The organism is Spirochaeta isovalerica, from assembly GCF_014207565.1.
GTDB classification, from domain to species: Bacteria; Spirochaetota; Spirochaetia; order DSM-2461; family DSM-2461; genus Spirochaeta_F; species Spirochaeta_F isovalerica.
Window position 1 is genome coordinate 83562 of the sequence record NZ_JACHGJ010000002.1, and the last position, 17432, is coordinate 100993.

At 45.4% G+C, this 17432-nt stretch carries 17 protein-coding genes; 8 read left to right on the forward strand and 9 right to left on the reverse strand.

The window, feature by feature from the left end; all coding sequences use genetic code 11:
• Positions 1 to 45 precede the first annotated feature (45 nt).
• The 6 genes from phnC (at position 46) to HNR50_RS05305 (ending at position 6409) form a co-directional block, all read left to right on the forward strand.
• Positions 46 to 843 carry a phosphonate ABC transporter ATP-binding protein gene (gene phnC, locus HNR50_RS05280; RefSeq protein ID WP_184744624.1) on the forward strand — a complete coding sequence of 266 codons (798 nt, stop codon included), beginning with the start codon at positions 46 to 48 and terminating at the stop codon, positions 841 to 843.
• A complete protein-coding gene (gene phnE, locus HNR50_RS05285; protein WP_184744626.1) occupies positions 840 to 2312 on the forward strand; it encodes a phosphonate ABC transporter, permease protein PhnE in 1473 nt (490 codons plus the stop codon). Before phnC ends, phnE begins: the two co-directional genes overlap by 4 nt.
• A gap of 2 nt (positions 2313 to 2314) precedes the next feature.
• On the forward strand, positions 2315 to 3043 hold the full coding sequence (gene surE / locus HNR50_RS05290; RefSeq protein WP_184744628.1) for a 5'/3'-nucleotidase SurE: 729 nt from the start codon (positions 2315 to 2317) through the stop codon (positions 3041 to 3043).
• Complete coding sequence (locus HNR50_RS05295; protein WP_184744630.1) at positions 3043 to 3924, forward strand: hypothetical protein; 882 nt, start codon at positions 3043 to 3045, stop codon at positions 3922 to 3924. Before surE ends, HNR50_RS05295 begins: the two co-directional genes overlap by 1 nt.
• A gap of 65 nt (positions 3925 to 3989) precedes the next feature.
• A complete protein-coding gene (locus tag HNR50_RS05300; protein WP_184744632.1) occupies positions 3990 to 4967 on the forward strand; it encodes an NAD-dependent epimerase/dehydratase family protein in 978 nt (325 codons plus the stop codon).
• Between the two features lie 56 nt (positions 4968 to 5023).
• Complete coding sequence (locus tag HNR50_RS05305; protein WP_184744634.1) at positions 5024 to 6409, forward strand: sensor domain-containing diguanylate cyclase; 1386 nt, start codon at positions 5024 to 5026, stop codon at positions 6407 to 6409.
• Positions 6410 to 6416: 7 nt separating this feature from the next.
• On the opposite strand, the gene HNR50_RS05310 is transcribed toward HNR50_RS05305, so the two are convergent.
• The 7 genes from HNR50_RS05310 to HNR50_RS05340 form a co-directional block, all read right to left on the reverse strand.
• Positions 6417 to 6818, reverse strand: coding sequence for a hypothetical protein (locus HNR50_RS05310; RefSeq protein ID WP_184744636.1), 402 nt, complete (start codon positions 6816 to 6818; stop codon positions 6417 to 6419).
• Positions 6819 to 6963: 145 nt separating this feature from the next.
• Positions 6964 to 7608 (reverse strand): NAD(P)H-dependent oxidoreductase, encoded by a 645-nt coding sequence (locus HNR50_RS05315; protein ID WP_184744638.1) that lies wholly within the window; start codon positions 7606 to 7608, stop codon positions 6964 to 6966.
• Positions 7589 to 8143, reverse strand: coding sequence for a flavodoxin family protein (locus HNR50_RS05320; RefSeq protein WP_184744640.1), 555 nt, complete (start codon positions 8141 to 8143; stop codon positions 7589 to 7591). The genes HNR50_RS05315 and HNR50_RS05320 overlap by 20 nt, the downstream gene beginning before the upstream one ends.
• A 76-nt stretch (positions 8144 to 8219) precedes the next feature.
• Positions 8220 to 8819 carry a TetR/AcrR family transcriptional regulator gene (locus HNR50_RS05325; RefSeq protein WP_184744642.1) on the reverse strand — a complete coding sequence of 200 codons (600 nt, stop codon included), beginning with the start codon at positions 8817 to 8819 and terminating at the stop codon, positions 8220 to 8222.
• Positions 8767 to 9213 carry a hypothetical protein gene (locus HNR50_RS05330; RefSeq protein WP_184744644.1) on the reverse strand — a complete coding sequence of 149 codons (447 nt, stop codon included), beginning with the start codon at positions 9211 to 9213 and terminating at the stop codon, positions 8767 to 8769. The genes HNR50_RS05325 and HNR50_RS05330 overlap by 53 nt, the downstream gene beginning before the upstream one ends.
• Positions 9214 to 9252: 39 nt before the next feature.
• On the reverse strand, positions 9253 to 11502 hold the full coding sequence (locus tag HNR50_RS05335) for an ATP-binding protein (protein WP_184744645.1): 2250 nt from the start codon (positions 11500 to 11502) through the stop codon (positions 9253 to 9255).
• Positions 11503 to 11635: 133 nt separating this feature from the next.
• Entirely contained in the window at positions 11636 to 12154 is a 519-nt protein-coding gene (locus tag HNR50_RS05340; RefSeq protein WP_184744647.1) for a hypothetical protein, read from the reverse strand.
• Positions 12155 to 12287: 133 nt separating this feature from the next.
• Here HNR50_RS05340 and dctP point away from each other — a divergent pair, with 133 nt between their 5' ends.
• Positions 12288 to 13268: a TRAP transporter substrate-binding protein DctP gene (gene dctP / locus HNR50_RS05345; protein WP_184744649.1), complete on the forward strand. Its 981-nt coding sequence runs from the start codon at positions 12288 to 12290 to the stop codon at positions 13266 to 13268.
• A gap of 3 nt (positions 13269 to 13271) precedes the next feature.
• Positions 13272 to 14849, forward strand: a complete 1578-nt coding sequence (locus HNR50_RS05350) for an ATP-binding protein (protein WP_184744651.1) — start codon at positions 13272 to 13274, stop codon at positions 14847 to 14849.
• Between the two features lie 64 nt (positions 14850 to 14913).
• On the opposite strand, the gene HNR50_RS05355 is transcribed toward HNR50_RS05350, so the two are convergent.
• Positions 14914 to 15180, reverse strand: coding sequence for a hypothetical protein (locus HNR50_RS05355; RefSeq protein ID WP_184744652.1), 267 nt, complete (start codon positions 15178 to 15180; stop codon positions 14914 to 14916).
• A 135-nt stretch (positions 15181 to 15315) separates the two neighbouring features.
• Positions 15316 to 17247: a 5'-nucleotidase C-terminal domain-containing protein gene (locus HNR50_RS05360; protein WP_221439808.1), complete on the reverse strand. Its 1932-nt coding sequence runs from the start codon at positions 17245 to 17247 to the stop codon at positions 15316 to 15318.
• Positions 17248 to 17432 lie beyond the last annotated feature (185 nt).

Consider the following 17432-nt stretch of genomic DNA (forward strand, 5'->3'; position numbering starts at 1 on the left):
GGCGAGCCTGTTGAACTATTGAGCAAAAAAACAGGAGGCTCGGCGTTGCTCCAATACAAAAAATTGTCAAAAACCTATCCCGACGGTACTGAAGCTCTTAAAGAGGTCAGCTTCGAGGTGGAGAAAGGTGATTTCCTGGTCATTATCGGCTTGTCGGGATCGGGAAAATCAACTCTTCTTCGCTGCACAAACAGGCTTATCGATCCCACATCGGGGGAAATTCTCTGGAACGGAGAGGATATTGCTTCTTTGACCCAGAATCAGCTCAGGCCGGTCCGGCGGAAAATAGGAATGGTCTTCCAGCAGTTTAATCTGGTAAAAAGGCTTTCTGTTTTGTATAACGTCTTATCGGGGCGTCTCGGTTATATGGATAACTGGAAATCATTGACCTACCGGTTTTCAAAAGAAGACAAAGATAAAGCCATGAAAGCTCTTGAAAGAGTGGGCCTGACCAAACAGGCCTGGAAAAGGGCGAGCGAGCTTTCAGGCGGGCAGCAGCAGAGGGTCGGTATCGCACGGGCGCTGATGCAGGAACCGGAGATAATCCTGGCGGACGAACCTGTCGCCAGCCTCGATCCCGTTCTGGCTCACACTATCCTCGGTTATCTGGAGAAGCTGAACAAAGAGGACGGAATAACCGTAATCTGCAGCCTTCACTATCTGGACCTTGTTCAGCGTTATGCTACGAGAGTTATCGGTCTGCGCGACGGAAGGGTCGTGTACCGGGGAACAGGAGAGGATATACGCAATATGACCGATGAGGAATTCAAGGAAATTTACGGAGAAGAGGCGGAGCGTGTCAGCGCCGGCCCCGGCCAGTCCATTACAGGAGGTGTGGAATGAGCAACATAGTCTATGGAGGGCTTTCGCTTATTCTCCCCGGTCTCGGACAGGTTCTGGCCGGTCAGATACGGAGAGGGATTCTGTTTTTTCTGTCTCTCATAACAATGGTTTCGATCCTCTACAGCCAGGCTGCGGATCTGGGGCGCAGAGCCGGTGAGGGGTGGGCCGCCATGGCCAGAGCTTTCTCCCGGAGGCCGGGTTTTATCGGCTTTATGATTCTTGTCCTCATCGCGCTCTGGTTACTCGGTGCTTACGATGCCTACAGATGTGCCAAAGAAAAAAGAAAAGTCAATACGGGTATTTTCGCCCTGGTTCTTCTGGGCTTTTTTATTCAGGGATGGCAGATCTCCGAGATCGACCTGGTAAAAATGGTTCGACAGGCTCCGGAAGCTCTGCCGCCGCTCTCTCGGGTTATGTGGCCCTGGGATGCCGCCTTTGAGCGGGATACGGATGTCCTGTCCGGCAAAGCTATAATTATGACAGGAGAGGGAACTCCTCCTGAACAGACTGAGCCGGTAGAGGGTAAGCCCTATCTGAAAAGCGAGCCCAACTTTGGAGAACTGTCAAAAAGGGATGATGATTACAATATGGTTCCGGGAACCCGGATTACTGTAACGGGTAGCGGATTTGCTCCCCGAATGGAAACGGAAATCTGGTGGAAAGATCCTATCGGTAATGAATTCAGACCGAGAGAAGGGGGGGAATATCTTGTCTTGACCACCGACGATGAGGGAAAGTTCCAGTTTGAAATGACCTTGCCCTACCAGTTGACGCCTCCCAGTGCAGAAGGGGCTTTTCTGCACACTCTTGAGGCCCGTCAGGTTACTCCGGTCGGACCTTACAAGCCAAGCGAAGCCCTGAGATTGACCGTAGGCAGGATGGTCGAAACGATTTTTATGGGTATGATGGCTACTATGTTCGGTATCATATTCTCTATTCCCATCAGTTTTCTTGCCGCGAGGAATATCATGTCTGGATCAAAAGTCAGCATGTTTTTCTATTATCTGACAAGAACCATATTGAATATTGTCCGGAGTATCGAACCTCTGATCTGGGCTCTGATTGCCGTTGTCTGGGTCGGACTCGGTCCCTTTGCCGGTATAGTGGCCCTGACTCTCCATTCCATTGCCGCTCTCGGAAAACTCTATTCCGAAGCTATTGAAGGAATCGATCACGGTCCTATTGAAGCCATTCAGGCTACAGGAGCCAGTCGACTGCAAACAATTATGTACGGAGTCATACCCCAGATGGTTTCGCCTTTCATTTCCTTTTCTATTTACCGTTGGGACATCAATGTCAGAATGTCTACGGTTATCGGATTGGTCGGAGGCGGAGGAATCGGTTTCCTCCTCATTCAGTATATTCGGCTCCTCGATTACCGCAGTGCCGGTATAGCCGTCTGGTTTATCGCGGTAACCGTGGCCATATTGGATTATGTCAGTGCGGAAATCCGGAATAAGCTGATGTAGCCATGAATATACTTCTGGTAAATGATGACGGAATTGAATCACCGGGGATGAGGCTCCTGGCGGAAACTATGAGGGATATGGGGACAATCTATATTGTCGCACCCCATACTCAGCAGAGCGCTATCGGCCACGGCATAACCATTCATGAGCCTTTCCGGGTTCACATCCGGAAAGAGCTATTTGAGGGCATTGATGCCTGGAGCCTGGAGGCCAAACCGGCGGACTGTGTAAAGTTTGCCCTTTACGGTCTCGGGCTGTCTATCGATCTGGTTGTCTCGGGGATAAATGACGGACCCAATGTGGGAACGGATATCATTTATTCGGGAACGCTGGCCGGAGCGAGCGAAGGCATAATCTGCGGCATTCCCGCCATCGCCGTATCATCGGATTTTTCCGGTCTCGATTCGGCCAGGCCCCACCTGAAAGAAATTCTGACCAGAGTGATGGAGGCGGATGTCGTTGATAAAGGCCGGGTCATAAACATTAACTTTCCCCAGAAAGAATACAGGGAGATAAAAGGGATTAAGATTACCGGGATGGGCGAGCGGCCTTTCAGCCACGAGTTTGTCGAAGAAGAAGGGCTGGTCTGGGCAAAAGGTTCCTGGGACCGGGTTAATAACGGACCGGAGACTGATGTCTGGGCCTGGGAAAACGGATATGTCTCCGTTTCCCCCATTCAGATTAATCGGACTGATTACGGCTATATGGATATATTGAGAGAGAGGCTCTGATGGCGAACAAACAGCTCCCCCTGGCTCAATGGCTGCCTTACAAAGAGGACAGGAATTCAAGCCACGGGGGGCGCAGTTTCTATTTTTTCGATCTCGATGATAACATCCTCTTTATGGATACGAAAATTATCCTTTTCCATAAAGAGACGCAGGAAGAGATAGAAATCAGTTCTGCCGAACTGGCTCAGAATATCAAATCCATCGGAAAAGAAGGGCGGTTTGCCGATTATTATCTCGATCTGAACGATGCAACCGGTTCTTATAGAAATTTCCGGGATAAAATACAACCTCCCTGGATCTTCGGGAAAAAGCGAAGGCAGTCCATCGAATTTGATCTGGAACGCGCCATTGAGAAACCCGAGTGGGAATGGCATGGCCCCAGCTGGAATCATTTCTTCTATGCTGTTCTGAATGGCAGACCTGTTTCCATCATTACCGCCCGGGGACACCGTCCGGTGACTATAAAGAAAACACTGGATATTCTCTACGAGAAAGGCTTTCTTCTCAAACGTCCCAACATACTCACTATCTACCCCGTTTCCAATCCGCATCTGAGAAAAAAACTGGGGGATCCCGACTTGAAAAGACCGATTGCCCTATTGAAAAAGGAAGCTCTTCACAGATCAGTTGAAACGGCTTTTAAAAGGTACGGATACAACCCGCACCACCGCTTCGGCGTGAGCGATGATGATCCGCACAATATAGAGGAAATTACAGCGACGCTCGTGGAAATAAAAAGAAAATATCCCCAAAACGCCTTTTTTGTAATCGATTCGTCGGGCGGGAAGATTCAGAAGACGGAAATCTTTGAAGACCATCTCATTCAATCCGAAAAGATTGAGCTCGTCGATGCTCTGAACTACCGGCTTTTTGATTTTTAACTTTTCATCCCGGGAACAGAAAAACGGATTCGCTATAACACGACATGAGGGAGACTGAGGGAATAATGAAAAAGAAGATAAACCTCGTAACGGGAGCATCGGGTTTTCTGGGAAGCCATCTGGTCAGAGAGCTGCTGAAGAGAGGTGAAGATGTCCGTATCCTCATCAGGCCGACCAGCGATATCTCATCTCTGGAGAATGAGAAACTGGAAATCTTCTACGGCTGTTTATCCGATCCCGATGCCGTGGACAGTGCCGTAAAAGGTTCAGACAGGGTCTTCAACTGCGCGGCCTATGTACAGGATTACGGACCGAAGGATGCTTTCAGAAAAGCCAATGTTATCGGCGTGGAAAACCTGTTGAATAGTTGTGTCCAATATCATGTCAGCCGGATCATCCATATCAGCTCAACCGATGTTTACGGTTTCCCCGAACATGCGGCTTCAGAAGAAGAGAGTTTTAAAAAAAGGCCGGGCTTCCGCTATGGGAACAGTAAAATCGAAAGTGAAAAACTCATATGGGACTTCTATGATAAAAAACAGATTCCCGTGACAGTTTTCAGACCGGCGACCATATACGGACCCCGCACGCCTCTCCTGGAGGAAATGGTTCAGATGATGAGAGAATCCCGCTATATTCACATCGGCCGCGGCAATGTCCACGCGGGGCTTATCTATGTGGACAATCTCATTGAAGCTATTATGCTCTCGCTGGAAAGCGAATCTTCTATCGGTGAAGCCTATAATATAATTGATCAGGAAAACATCAGTTTCCGTCAGCTCGCCGATACTCTCATCGCTCTAACCGGATCCCGCAAAACATATCCGGTTATCCCTTTCAGCCTTGCGTACGCCGGCGGATGGTTTCTCGAAAGGATATACTATCTCCTGGGTATGAGAAAACGTCCTGTCGTAACCAGAATGATCGCCTGTCTTTTCGGCGTCAGTCAGGAAATTTCCACAGAGAAAATTCAGAAAGAACTGAATTGGGCATCTTCCGTCTCTTTCGCCCAAGCCATGAAACATATATTCCCCGATTCCTGATCAGCCATAGGAAACTTTCCTATTTGCAATACTTTTTTATCCCTGTAAAATAGCTAATGGACCTCGGGAAAATTGATGCTGTAAAATTTATTTCTAAACTGAGACAACTGGGACTGTTTATTCAGGATGTGGAAAACAATATTGCCTATCCTAATTATATCTGGGAGGAAATGGGCTATGAACCGGAAGATATGGTTAATGGCGGATTTCTCAAGTATGTTCATCCCGACGACCTTGAATCGGTAGAAAAAAAGCTGAAAGACTGTCTGGTCAGCAATGATGACCTTGTTCGGTCTCTATTCCGCATGAAAAGCAGGAGCGGAGAATGGAGATGGATTCTTTCGACGAGCCTTGGAGTCGAACTGAATGACAAAGGCGAGATAGCAGGTTATATCGGTTACGACCATGATGTAACAGAGGAGATCAGGGCTAAAGAAAATGCCGAGAAAAGCTTTCGGGAGGCTGAAACTCTCCGGTCCGCCGCTGAAATCATAACATCCCATCTCAGCCTTGAGGAAACCATTGAGGCTATTCTGGAACAGGCAGACAGGGTTATCTCCTTCACCTGTGCTTCGGTTCAGCTTCTAAAAGGTGATAATCTCGAAATCGTCGGAGGCAGGGGATTCCGGTCCGATGTAGAGATAAAAGGACTGCGTTTCTCCCTGGAAGAGGATATACCGAATTCAAAAGTCATTAAAGATAAAAAGCCTCTTATTATCAATGACCGCATAAGTGAGACATATTCCGGTTTCAGAGTTCTCGATGATGAGTTAACACGGTCATGGATGGGGCTTCCGCTTTTATTCCAAAACAGAATTACCGGTCTTCTGGCTTTTAACCACCGGGAGGAAAAGCAATTCTCCCCGGAGGATCTGCCCAATGCCCAGGCTTTTGCCCATCAGGTTGCCATTGCACTGGAGAATGCCCGTCTGTATGAAGAGGCCAGAGAACAGGCTATCAGAGACGACCTGACGGGGTGTTATTCCAGAGGACACTTTTTTGAGTGTTTGAGACGGGAAATCGACCTCTATGAACGGTACAGGGGAAATCTCGCCCTAATTATTTTCGATATTGATAATTTCAAATCGATCAATGACAATTTCGGTCACCTGACCGGGGATAAAATTCTGAAAGATGTCGTTAAGCTGGCTTCATCCGTTTTGAGAGATTCGGATATTCTCTGTCGATATGGCGGTGAGGAGTTCACCGTTCTTATCCCGTCGGGAACAATCGACAATGCCTATTCCGCGGCGGAACGGGTAAGGAAGATCATTATGACTCAACTGCCGCATCCCGACGGATCCCGTATTGTCACTGTGAGCCTGGGATGCTCGGTTTATTCTTCAGAAGATGAAAAGAATCCCGATAGAATCATATCCCGTGCAGATACGGCAATGTATCGGGCTAAGAAAACGGGTAGAAACCGTACCTGCATTAATTAAGCTGTTGTTATTCCGCTCTGAAGACAATCCATAAAGCCGTGAGGATCACAAGCTGGGGAGATAATTGCGAGAGCCAAACCAGGAAATTCGGTTCGAAAAGATTATCGAGTACAAAAGTCATGGCGATGCTGATGGCCCAGAAAATGAATATAATCAGCAATGATATGGGAAGAATCCGCCCCGGAATATCGATAAAGAGAGAAAGAGCGAGCAAGGCGCCTGCGACGAGTTGTATAACGGCAAAAACGATAGGGAAGAGGTCGTTACTTTTTCCGAACACCTTTCCCACCGAACGACCAAATTGGGACAGGTCGCTGTTGTAGTTGGTGATGCCGACGATGCCGATGGCAAGAAACATAAGGGCCAGGCTCAGTTGTAGAAAAAACATAGCATTAATTTCTCTTTTCACTTTTAACTCCTGAATATCGAAATATAGGGATTAAGGTCCGGAGGATTACATTACCGGACCCTTTAACAGAAATTATAAAGCCGTTTTGAGAGATTGCCATACTTTTCTTCAGGCGGGTAACTCACAAACCTTTTGATATCATCGTTCACCCGTAAGGTCTGCCCTTCAAATCGATTTTTTCTCCATGCTGTCCGGCCCGGTAATGCCAGTAAAAATTCTTTAGGGGTCCAGGAGTGATCCGGAAAAGAAATCTCCGGAAACCCGACAACCTCTCTCTTTTATTTATTCGTATATTTATGTCTTCCGGAAGATTTTTATACTCTTTAATAGCCTGTCCGACCAGCTTCAGATTAATCTGAAGTTTTCTGAATGCCTGATCAGGAGCCATCTGCATGGATTCACTTCCACCGATTATAACGGTGCCTTTGTAATCCATCCCCATGATTTCAGTGGCGAAATAGGCGTTGTAGTGACTAAGCGCTTTGCTTTGAACCATCTCGGGAAAGCCGCTGTGTATAACGAAATAGACCGGTTTTCCCGCAAAGTCGGTCTTGTGCTGTTCCATCGCTTCGAAATAGGCTTTTGTTATTCCAGGCATGCTGTCAACATAAAGGGGAAAAACAAAAAGAAAGGAATCCGCGGTCTTCGCTTTTCGGAGATAAGTATCGTATAGGGAACTTTTATTCAGGTAGCAGATGTCATCGGCCGCTTCCTTTAATATCCAGGGAATCATTCTGGTCGAGTTGGATTTCTGTCCCCGCGGGGATCCGTTAAAGACTATTAATTTCACGGATGATCTCCTTGGCATTGTTGTTAGTCAGATTGAGTTTAAGCATCTTTCGAGGCCGCATGTTAAGCGCGTTTCGGTCTATGGATTCTTCAATCAGTTCTCTGGCTTTTCCCTCTATGTCACCTTGATCCAGCAGAATGAACCCGACAAATTTCTTATGGGGATACCGGGGTAAATGGTGGCACTCTTTATCATAGATTCCGATAAAAGGCAGAGCTTCGGGGATGAACCGGTCCAGGGCCTTTTTCGTTTCCGAAGTGAGGAAGCCAGCAGTTACAGGAGAAGCGAAAAGAAGAAGGTCGCAATTAATCAGGCTTTTCAGGTAATCCACGCCGTCATCTTTCAACCGGCATATTCCGGGAGTTTTGGTCCAGCAATCCCAGCAACCCTGACAATGGGCCATTTTCATATCGGCTATGGGAAAATAATCCACAGAATGGTTCTGCTTCATTTCATTGTATAAACCAGAGAGCGATTGACGGTGATTTTCCCACTCAGGACCTTTCTGTATTCCATTTACTAAAGTAATTCTCATATAACCTCTTTTATATAACAAGTGTTATCTATGGAATTAATATATAACAGTTGTTATTTAATGGTCAAGCAAAATATCATTTCGGTATGTTTATCGGAGAGTAGGGTGTAAAAGAGCTTCTGAAATCGGTCTTGAAGGAATGGATGAGCTGATGGGCCGTTTCTTCCAGAATGGAAAGAGCTCCCTCCAGGGAAAGGCGGCTGTTTTCTTTAAGAAGCTCAAGAGAAAGACCGTTTGTGAAAATAGACATCTGAAGGAGCAGTTTTCTGTTGTCTTCTCTTGAGAGGCCGTCGAGCATTCTGTCTTTCATCATGATGTCGACCATCTGCTGTTCTACATCTTTTTCCATATCGGAGCAGATGTAATCGGAATTGACAAGTTCCAGAAACAGACGGGGATTGTCCCTTACGAAGAGGAGCTGTCCGATTCCAATGTTGAAAAAGCCGATATCCGTGTAAGATCCTGTGGAGTATTCCCAGGATAACTGTTTGATTTTATCCATAACGGCATCTATCAGATCATCGCTTTTGTTGAAATTCACATAAATGGGGGCGACAGAACAGCCGAGTCGTGCGGCTACTTTTCTCACGGTCAGCGAGGCGATCCCGCTTTCTCTGGCGATATTAAAAGCGGTATCTACAATCTGTTCTCTGGAAAACTGTACTTTCGGCGGCAAAAAACTCTCCTGAACCTAATGTATAACTGTTGTTATGCTTCGTCAACAGGAGAGAGCTTTGTATATTTATCGATCCGGACCAAACCCGCCCGATTCTTCTACGTCTTCCATCCTCCTGAAGTTCCCAGGGGTCCCATTGATGGAAGGATTCAAAAATCGACTGTCCGTAACTGTCCAGCTCTTTCTTCCTTTCATCAGCTCTATATGCTCTGATTTCTGAAGCTGCGCTATGGGGATTGTCCCAGGTTAACAAATAAGTTTTGTTTCTATTCGGCTCCCCCATAACCAATGGCGGTTCAACCGACAGATTATCAATAACCGGAGGGACAGTCAGTTCACCGGTAAGTTCCCCGAGCATCTCGTGAGAAACAGAGAGAGTTATCTTGTCTCCCACCTTAAGAGCCAGCGTGTCGTTGCGACCAAGGGAAAATCCCTATTTTTGAAGCTCTTTGATCAGAGTCACCTCGTTACCCTTTTCGTTATAGGTGACTGAATCAAAAAGCTGTAGGGTCATGACGATTCCCCTGCCGTGGGCCAGAGTTTCGTTTTTTGAGTTGAGAGCCGCATTCAGAAATGCCTTATGATCGAAACCCGGACCTTCATCGGCTATGCGGTAAAGGACTTTCTCCCGGGTTATGGTCGCTTCGATTTTAACTTTCTTGTCCCGGTATTCCTTCATTTTCTGCCGTTCCATCAGAAATTCTATATAACGCCCCTCCGATTGGGCTCGGGTTTTATCGTCGAAGGAGATGTGCAGATTGCCGTGCTCCACGGCGTTAATGATTATTTCTCTCAGGCCGATATAGAGAACTTCCGCATCCCCTTTGTCCATATATCGGGACAGGTTGGCGGTGATCCGCCGGCTGATGTCTTCAGTCAGTGGAAAGGAATTGCTTATTCTGTACTGAACTTTTTCACCGACGAAGTAGTTTACCAGGGTATCTTCCTGAAGAATATTACCTCTGAACAATATCTGGTTTCCCGCAGAGAGAGACTTAATTAATTCCAGACGGACCTGTACTGCTTGTTTTTCCCCCATTTTCCCGGAGAAGCGCATTTTCAGCTCTGTCGGTTTTCCGGTTTTCATCAGTTCCCTGAATTTCACCTTGAAGAGGTTACGGGCATGGGTGCTGTTTTTCTCATCAGCAGCCAGGTATTGGAGAAGGTTGATGTCTCTCAGCTTATTTTTAGTAGTACCCAGAAGTTTGATTCCGGCTTTGTTGCCATCCAGTACGGATAAGTCTTCGCCGAGAAGCAACACGGCATCGCTGTGGCCCTGGAAAAGGCTGCGGTATTTTTTTTCCGCAATTTTCGATTGCTCCGATGCCTGTTCCACTTCCAGAATCTTTTTCTCCAGGGAGAGATTGAGCCTTGCCGTCTGTTTGTTCATAAAAGCGAAACGGTTAGCGAGAATGAAAGCACTGCCCAAAGTAAAGACCAGGAACCCGTAATTCGTCAGGATCAGATCCGTCTGGAAAAAAAGCGAATCGAGAATATCAAAAACTGCCGTACCGACGAGGATAAAGCTCCCGATAAGAAGGTTTCCGATTGCTGTTTTGTATATGGTTTGCATAAATACGGAAAAGCGCGACTGCTTTTTTTTCAGATTTTCCAATCGCTTCCAGCGCCGCCGGACAGCGGAAATAAACTGCCATAGTATGAGATACAGGAAAATGTAGAGGATCATGACCAGGCTGATGATCTGCCAGATCCGGAGAATATCAAGATTGATATTTGCCGGTGTAAAAATGACGGAAACGGCCAGTATGGCACAAAAAACGGAATAGATTTTAGTAAGCCTGTTAACTTTGTTGTTCTGGACCAACTGAAGAAAGGCGGCTACGGCCGGGAGTATTCCGAAAAGGCTGATAAGTTCAATTTTAAAGACGATTTGCGTATCGGCAATCAGGTTGTATACCACCCGGGTCCGCATGAAGAGATAAAGAAAGAGATCGGACGAGAACAAACCGTAGAACAGATTGTAGCGATAGTTTTTTTCGGAGAAATAGAGAAAGATATGGTAGATCCCCATAAACAGATAAAGTATCAACAGGGCGAAAGTGAGCAGAGATGAGTTTGCATCACTGATATTCTCGAAGGTATCGAAATAGTAGGGATAGGCCTGATGAAACCCGTTTGACTCGAATGAGGGATCAAACACAAAATGTATGACCAGCAGATTCTTCCCGTTGTTGAAAAGTGTCCGCTCAACGGGAAAGAAAATATCGCGGCGGGAATGGTGGATTGCTATTCGTCCATCGCTGCCCAGGTCCATGGCCGAACGGATCAGTTTTCCATTCAGATAGATCTCCCAGTTATCGCCCAGAGCAGCCAGATGGATACCAGGCACATCTATGCCCGAAGGAATTTTCAAAGAAAAAGGGATTGCGTAGGTTAATTCCTGCAGATCAAGAGTTCTGAAAGACATAAACTCCGGATCGTGAATTTCAGGTATATCAAGGTCGATCGGTCTTGCTATCCTTCCGCCTCTACCTCCCGCCGGCAGAACAGCCCATTTTCCACTGTCTTCATCGGGAAACGCCACTGTATCGGATTTTTCGAAACCGTATTTCACATAGAGCGGGTAGTCGTTTAAATCCACATGCCACGATGACTCTGCGGAGAAAAGAGATGAAGTAAGAAAAAGGATGAGCTGTGCTGCAATCAGAAGATGCTTTTCCATTGGAATAATCATAGTTTATGGATTGTAGAATTGGCAAGGATGCGTTTTATATTATCGGCATATTCTCAGAAAAATCAGTTTATCCTTAAGGATACTGAGGATTTGATAATTTCTTCCCCCGGTGAATAATCAATTAAACCACATAAACTTCACGGGCGGGAATTATCGTAACAAATAGATCTGGCCGGCTGTCCAGATGTTTTTTCAGACGCTCTTTACGGGCTCTGTTCAAAAGAGATCCCTCCAGGACGGTTCTTTTTATGCCGTCAGTGAATTCCCTCTCTTCAACAGTAAAAATAAAGCCGTCTTTTCCAAGCGTCTCAACCAGGTCGCTGTTGCCCGTAAATGAAATCCTTGCATAGTATTGTCGCATTCCGATCTTCTTTCTATTGATACGGTCGCGGATTTTAATTACGGTTATTCCCCCCACTGCCGATCCCAGTCCCAGAAAAATCAACAGCCTCGGATCCTCTCCTATGTACTGGACGACCATGGCTATAACGTACATTCCTATTATGCTTTCAATGAAATTGATTCCGAAAACACCCGACAGCTTTCCTCTGTTGAACATCTCAATTTTAAAATTGAATGCGAGGTCCTGAAGTATCCTTCCTAAAAAAACAACCAACCCCGAAATCAATAAAATCTCCATCCGCGACTCCTTATGGTTTACTCATAAAATTAATTATAGAAAAGAAATCGGTTATTAACCTCCTTCTGAACTGATTTTTTAAATTTGATTAATGGATACCCATCTTTTAAATTTCTCATATAGGAAAATACAAATGATACCTGATATCAAAGATAAACACTTATTTGCATTCCTGTTCCTGCTCATATTTATTAATGTCAACGGCATTGCCCAGCCGAAACCTCTACTGAGGATTTCCATTGAGAACAAGAAAGATCACGTCCAGACAAAATATGTTATGAAATTCGTTGAGTTGCTGAAGGAGAGAACCGGAGGTGCGATAAATATCGAATTCTATCATTCCGGAACGATGTACAGGGATCAGGAAGTGATAAACGCCCTTTATTCAGGAAAGGTTGAGATGGCTGTTCCCGGGACGTGGCATGTGAGCGCCTTTATTCCGGAGATCAGTTATTTTCTTCTTCCCGAGTTCTTCGGTGAAGAGAAAGAATATAATTACTCCTATATCAGCTCTGAATCAGGCAGAGAATTAATATCAAAAATAGAAGATGATCTCAATGTCATAATTCCCGGTGCCTGGATGGATCTCGGTCATGCGATTGTCTTTACAACAGGCGGAAACAGAATCAGTGATTTCAGTGATTTTGAAGGAAAAACCATAAGGGTCGCCGGTGGCATCATGAATAAACGCAGGATTGAGCTGCTGGGGGCGGACGGTGTCATTATCGCCTGGTCCGATGTCCCCCTTCATTTGAAGAAAGGAACGATTGACGGTCTACTCACTACATTTGAAACTGTAAAAAGTGCGGACTTATGGACGTACGGGGTTAAATACGCCTTTGTCGATAATGAATATTTTCCCCAGTATGTTCCCATGATTTCAAGACGGTTCTGGGATAAAATTTCCGATGATGTCCGGGAGACGATAATCTCAACATGGAATGAAGTGGCTGTGGAACAGAGGATTGAAGCCGAAGACGCTCAGATTAAAGCCCGCCGGACTGCAGAACAGAACGGTGTCATAATTGTCTATCCTCAGTCTGCGGATCTTAGCCGGGCGAAAGAAATGCTTTTGAGCCATCAGCAGGAGCTGCGTAATGAGATTAACCAATAGACTATGAGAGAAAAAACGCTGGTTCCGAAATATCCTTTTCTCATTTACATTCTTCTGATGGTATCGGTTTACCTGCTGATCTGCTTTCTCTACAGGAGCAATCAGGATGTTGTTCTCGAACAAATGAATGCAGATACGGAATACAACTCGATAGTTCTGGCAAACGACATTTCTAAAATCCTTGAAAAATCGGAAATGATTCTGGATCTTCTGGAACAGGAAATTCAGCTAATGCGGGATAAAAGCGAAATGGATGTTTCAGCAATTATCAAAGATTTCAGACTGAAATATTTGAATATTTATGACCTGTATATCTTTGATAAAGATGGCCTGAATTACAGTTCCCGGACAGAGAATCCTCTTCTTGAGGAAAGTTTGGGGAATATCTTCAATTTACACAAAGACAATCTAATTCGTTCCAATATTACGGCCGATTCAAAAAACACTTCCAGCTTCTTGATAAGCCGCGCTGTCTTCGATTCTCTTGATCAGGTGCAAAATGTCTTTGTGTGCAGTGTTAACATTGAGGAAATCCTCAGCTTTGACGAAATTATGTCCATGTATAACTTTTCTCAGATTGCCATACTCGATCAGAATTACAACATCCTGTTCAGCGCGATTGATAATGATCAGACTGCGGGTGGAAACTTCGAGAATTCAGAGGATAATATTAATCTATCCACATATAAAATAATGGGCTATCCATTTTTCATAGCATTGGAAACAGATTATAGAAACACTTTCGAATCCGTCAGAAGACAGTATTTCCTGTATATTCTGGTTGTTTCCGTTCTTCTCATCTTCGGTCTTTTTCTTGTGAGATATCTTGTTCAGCAGAATCGGAAACAGGCTATTCTGGAAGATAAGCTGGCTCAGCAGGGTAAGCTCGAAGCGATCGGGAGGGTCACCGGAGGAGTGGCCCATCAGTTCAATAACATTCACTCAGCCATCATGGGCGCTTCTGAACTTATAAAAACCGCGAAAGACGACGATGCGAAAGACCGTTACCTGGACATAATAAGGACATCGCTGAAAAAGGCTTCCGGTATAATCGATGATCTGCTTTCCTATTCGAGAAATAACTTTATGCTGGAGAAATCGAAGATTAATATCAGGGACGTTCTAAAAGTATCAGCTGAATCAGTGAAAGGTTATTCCGGAAAAAAAGTGGATATTCAGATATTAAGTAATCAAAAAATTGAACTGTTTGGGGATATCAATCTATTGTCAGATGCCTTTTCAAATCTCATTGATAACGCCGTTCAGTCTTTTGATAAAAGCGGTACAGTAAAAATTAATTACACGATCCTGCCGGGAGCTGAAATTGAATACCTGGACGAGGCTTCCGATGAAAGTATCAACTATGTTGAAATCAATGTAGAGGATAACGGCACAGGTATTGCCGAAGAGGATCTGGATAAAATCTTCGACCCCTTTTTTTCAACGAAAGCACAGGGCAAAGGCATAGGTCTGGGGCTTTCCTCAGTCTACGGAATCGTACGGGAACATGACGGATCCATACATGCGGAGAGCCGCACTAACGAAGGAACGGTTATTAAAATCGCACTGCCTTTATTATAATCTTTCAAAAATTAAAACAGTGTGATTTTTAACTTTACAAAATCAACGGGAAGAGAAAATCTTATTATGATTGTATTTTTTTCATCTGTAATGAAAAATCAGCGGGAGTGAAGCCTGTGACTTTTAGGAAGTACTTTTCCAGTGTATTGTCATCATCGAGCATCAGTTCTTCTCTGATTGATAACCAGCTTCTCCGGTTTACAGTCATTTCATAACAGATCCAGTTACAGAGAATATTCAGCTTATCTTCTGGGGGAAATCCCTTAAGGGCAAAGTACCCCCGGCTCATCTGTGGAAATTGCCGTTCCAGCAAATCGGGAACGATGTACATACTGCCCTATCGGTAGGGGCCCCGCATAAACTTGAGTTTGGGATTGATATCTACGGCAGTTGAAAAGCGTCCGCCCGTTTTCGTCTGAAAACAGGCGGAACCGCTACGCACCGGAATCCCGGTGCATAGAAATTATCAGGGATACATCAGCGCTCTGTCGGTTTTTTCTCCGGCAGCGGCAAAGTTTTCGGGTATGACTTTCCAGTTTCCGTCTTTAACAGGCTTCACAGGAGTTCCGGAGTTCTTCTGGAACCACTCTGTGAGGTAATAACGAAGGTCTCTGGTGGTCGCTGAAGTAACATACTTCATAGATAGAAGATCTTCCGCGGAAATCCCCGCTCCTCTGGCCAGAAGACCACCACCGCCCATCGCTCTGTAAGAGTTTATGGCCACTGAATAGGTCTTATTCATATCGAAGGCAGTTCCATCGGACAGAGTTGTTATACTAATCCGGCTTCCTGCGGGTTTGGTTACATCAACGGTGTAATTGATTCCCTGTGCTGAATCATAGTTGTAGTAACGTGTTTTCGTCTGGGGCAGATTGCTTCTGGCATCCATGACAATCTTACCATCGCTGTCAAGGGAGAAGCCCATAAGGTGGTCATTTTCAGATGTCATCTGATTCATCCAGTTTCCATAGGAATCTTCCAGGAACCCTTTTATCTGAGAACCGGTCAAATCCATTGTGTAGAGCCAGTTTTCATATCTGTAGAGAGTGAACATATCGGCTACCGTAATTGTTCCGTCATTACTGGAAGGCAATACGGCGTTGGAAGAAAGGGGAGCGCAGAAGCTGACCTGGGCGGGATTCAGCTCGTTTGCGGGATCGCGTGTAACAGCAAGCTGAAGATTATGAATCAGATCTACAAAGGCTGAATCGCCGAACATGGAATCCATAGAGTTTATGCTTCCGTTCATGGAACCTATTTTTGTCGAGAGCCATTCTTTCGCGTCTTCAGAATAGGATGCGAATTTTGAGAGGAATTCCGGATCCGGTGTTATTCCTGTAGGATCTACAAGTTCTCCTGTAATGTCGAAATCATATTCGTCTCCGTTCAGCGTCGCGACAATGTCGAGAACGGGAATTTTGCGGCAGTCGTTCAATCCGCCCCATATGGGAACGATTTTACCGGAAGGAGATTTGATATCAACAGGCGCCTTGGCGACGGGATCCCATCCCTGGCCTTCCCATCCCTGATGGTCATGGCCGACGAGTACCAGATCTATTCCGTCAACAGTCTCAGCAATCAGCTGTGAGGCATTTTCGTTTTTAGGGGTATCGGCTTCGTTGCCACCGTATGTGTAATCCACGCCTGAGTGAAATAGGCCGATGATCATATCGGGCATTTCTTTCTCTTCAATTATTTTAACCCATTTCTCAGCGGAAACGATCATGTCTTCCACCATGCATCCTTCGTAGAGGATTTCCGGGAAGTTTTTAACAAATCCGGGTTCCGTCAGAGCGAGGATGGCTATTTTCAGACCGCCTTTTTCTACAACCGTGTAGGGATCGAACCAGGGTGTTCCGTCGCTTTTCTTTACAATATTGGCTGAAAGGAATTTTGCGCCTGTAAATTCATCATTGACTTTGTCATAAACGGCATGACCGGTTTCTACATCGTGGTTCCCAACTGCGATAGCGTCATATCCCATATAATCATACATCTGGGAAACAGGGTTCGGTACATCCGTTTTCATAAAATTGTAGTAATAGATAATCGGCTGACCCTGGAGGATATCTCCGTCGTCTACGAGAAGAACTTCTCCTTCCTGTCTTTTTTGTTTCACAATGGTGGAAACATGAGAAAGGCTGGTGCTTTTTTCCTGACCGGTTTTAAAGTCATAAGGGAAAAATGCCCCGTGAACATCGGTTGTTTCAATCAGGGTAAACTCGACCCGCGCCGGCCGTTCATCGACCGTAACCAATCCCGAAGGGGAGGATGAACAGGATGAAAGCAGGGTGGAAATGGCGAATATCCCCGCGAGCAGGATGATGGAAAAGCCCGCAATGGAGATTGTCCGTTTCTTCAATCGAAGAAACCCTCTTTTTGTTTTTTTATCTTTCACGATAACTCCTTTTTTGCCGGTGGCCCGGCTTGTTACTTGAGAGATGAACCTATTGTCCTATAAAAAGACAATGGTTGTTGTAACTAGTTTCATATTAGTGCCGCTTTCCAAAAAAGTAAACTACTATCCCCATTTCATTGAGAATAGACTGGTATCAGAGTATAGTTCATTAATACAATCCGCCA

Coding starts and splice junctions, on each gene's coding strand:
- phnE (WP_184744626.1), top strand. CDS start 840: ATGAGCAACATAGTCTATGGAGGGCTTTCGCTTATTCTCCCCGGTCTC.
- HNR50_RS05350 (WP_184744651.1), top strand. CDS start 13,272: ATGAGAGAAAAAACGCTGGTTCCGAAATATCCTTTTCTCATTTACATT.
- HNR50_RS05300 (WP_184744632.1), top strand. CDS start 3,990: ATGAAAAAGAAGATAAACCTCGTAACGGGAGCATCGGGTTTTCTGGGA.
- HNR50_RS05320 (WP_184744640.1), bottom strand. CDS start 8,143: ATGAGAATTACTTTAGTAAATGGAATACAGAAAGGTCCTGAGTGGGAA.
- HNR50_RS05305 (WP_184744634.1), top strand. CDS start 5,024: ATGGACCTCGGGAAAATTGATGCTGTAAAATTTATTTCTAAACTGAGA.
- HNR50_RS05295 (WP_184744630.1), top strand. CDS start 3,043: ATGGCGAACAAACAGCTCCCCCTGGCTCAATGGCTGCCTTACAAAGAG.
- dctP (WP_184744649.1), top strand. CDS start 12,288: ATGATACCTGATATCAAAGATAAACACTTATTTGCATTCCTGTTCCTG.
- HNR50_RS05355 (WP_184744652.1), bottom strand. CDS start 15,180: ATGTACATCGTTCCCGATTTGCTGGAACGGCAATTTCCACAGATGAGC.
- HNR50_RS05335 (WP_184744645.1), bottom strand. CDS start 11,502: ATGGAAAAGCATCTTCTGATTGCAGCACAGCTCATCCTTTTTCTTACT.
- surE (WP_184744628.1), top strand. CDS start 2,315: ATGAATATACTTCTGGTAAATGATGACGGAATTGAATCACCGGGGATG.
- HNR50_RS05340 (WP_184744647.1), bottom strand. CDS start 12,154: ATGGAGATTTTATTGATTTCGGGGTTGGTTGTTTTTTTAGGAAGGATA.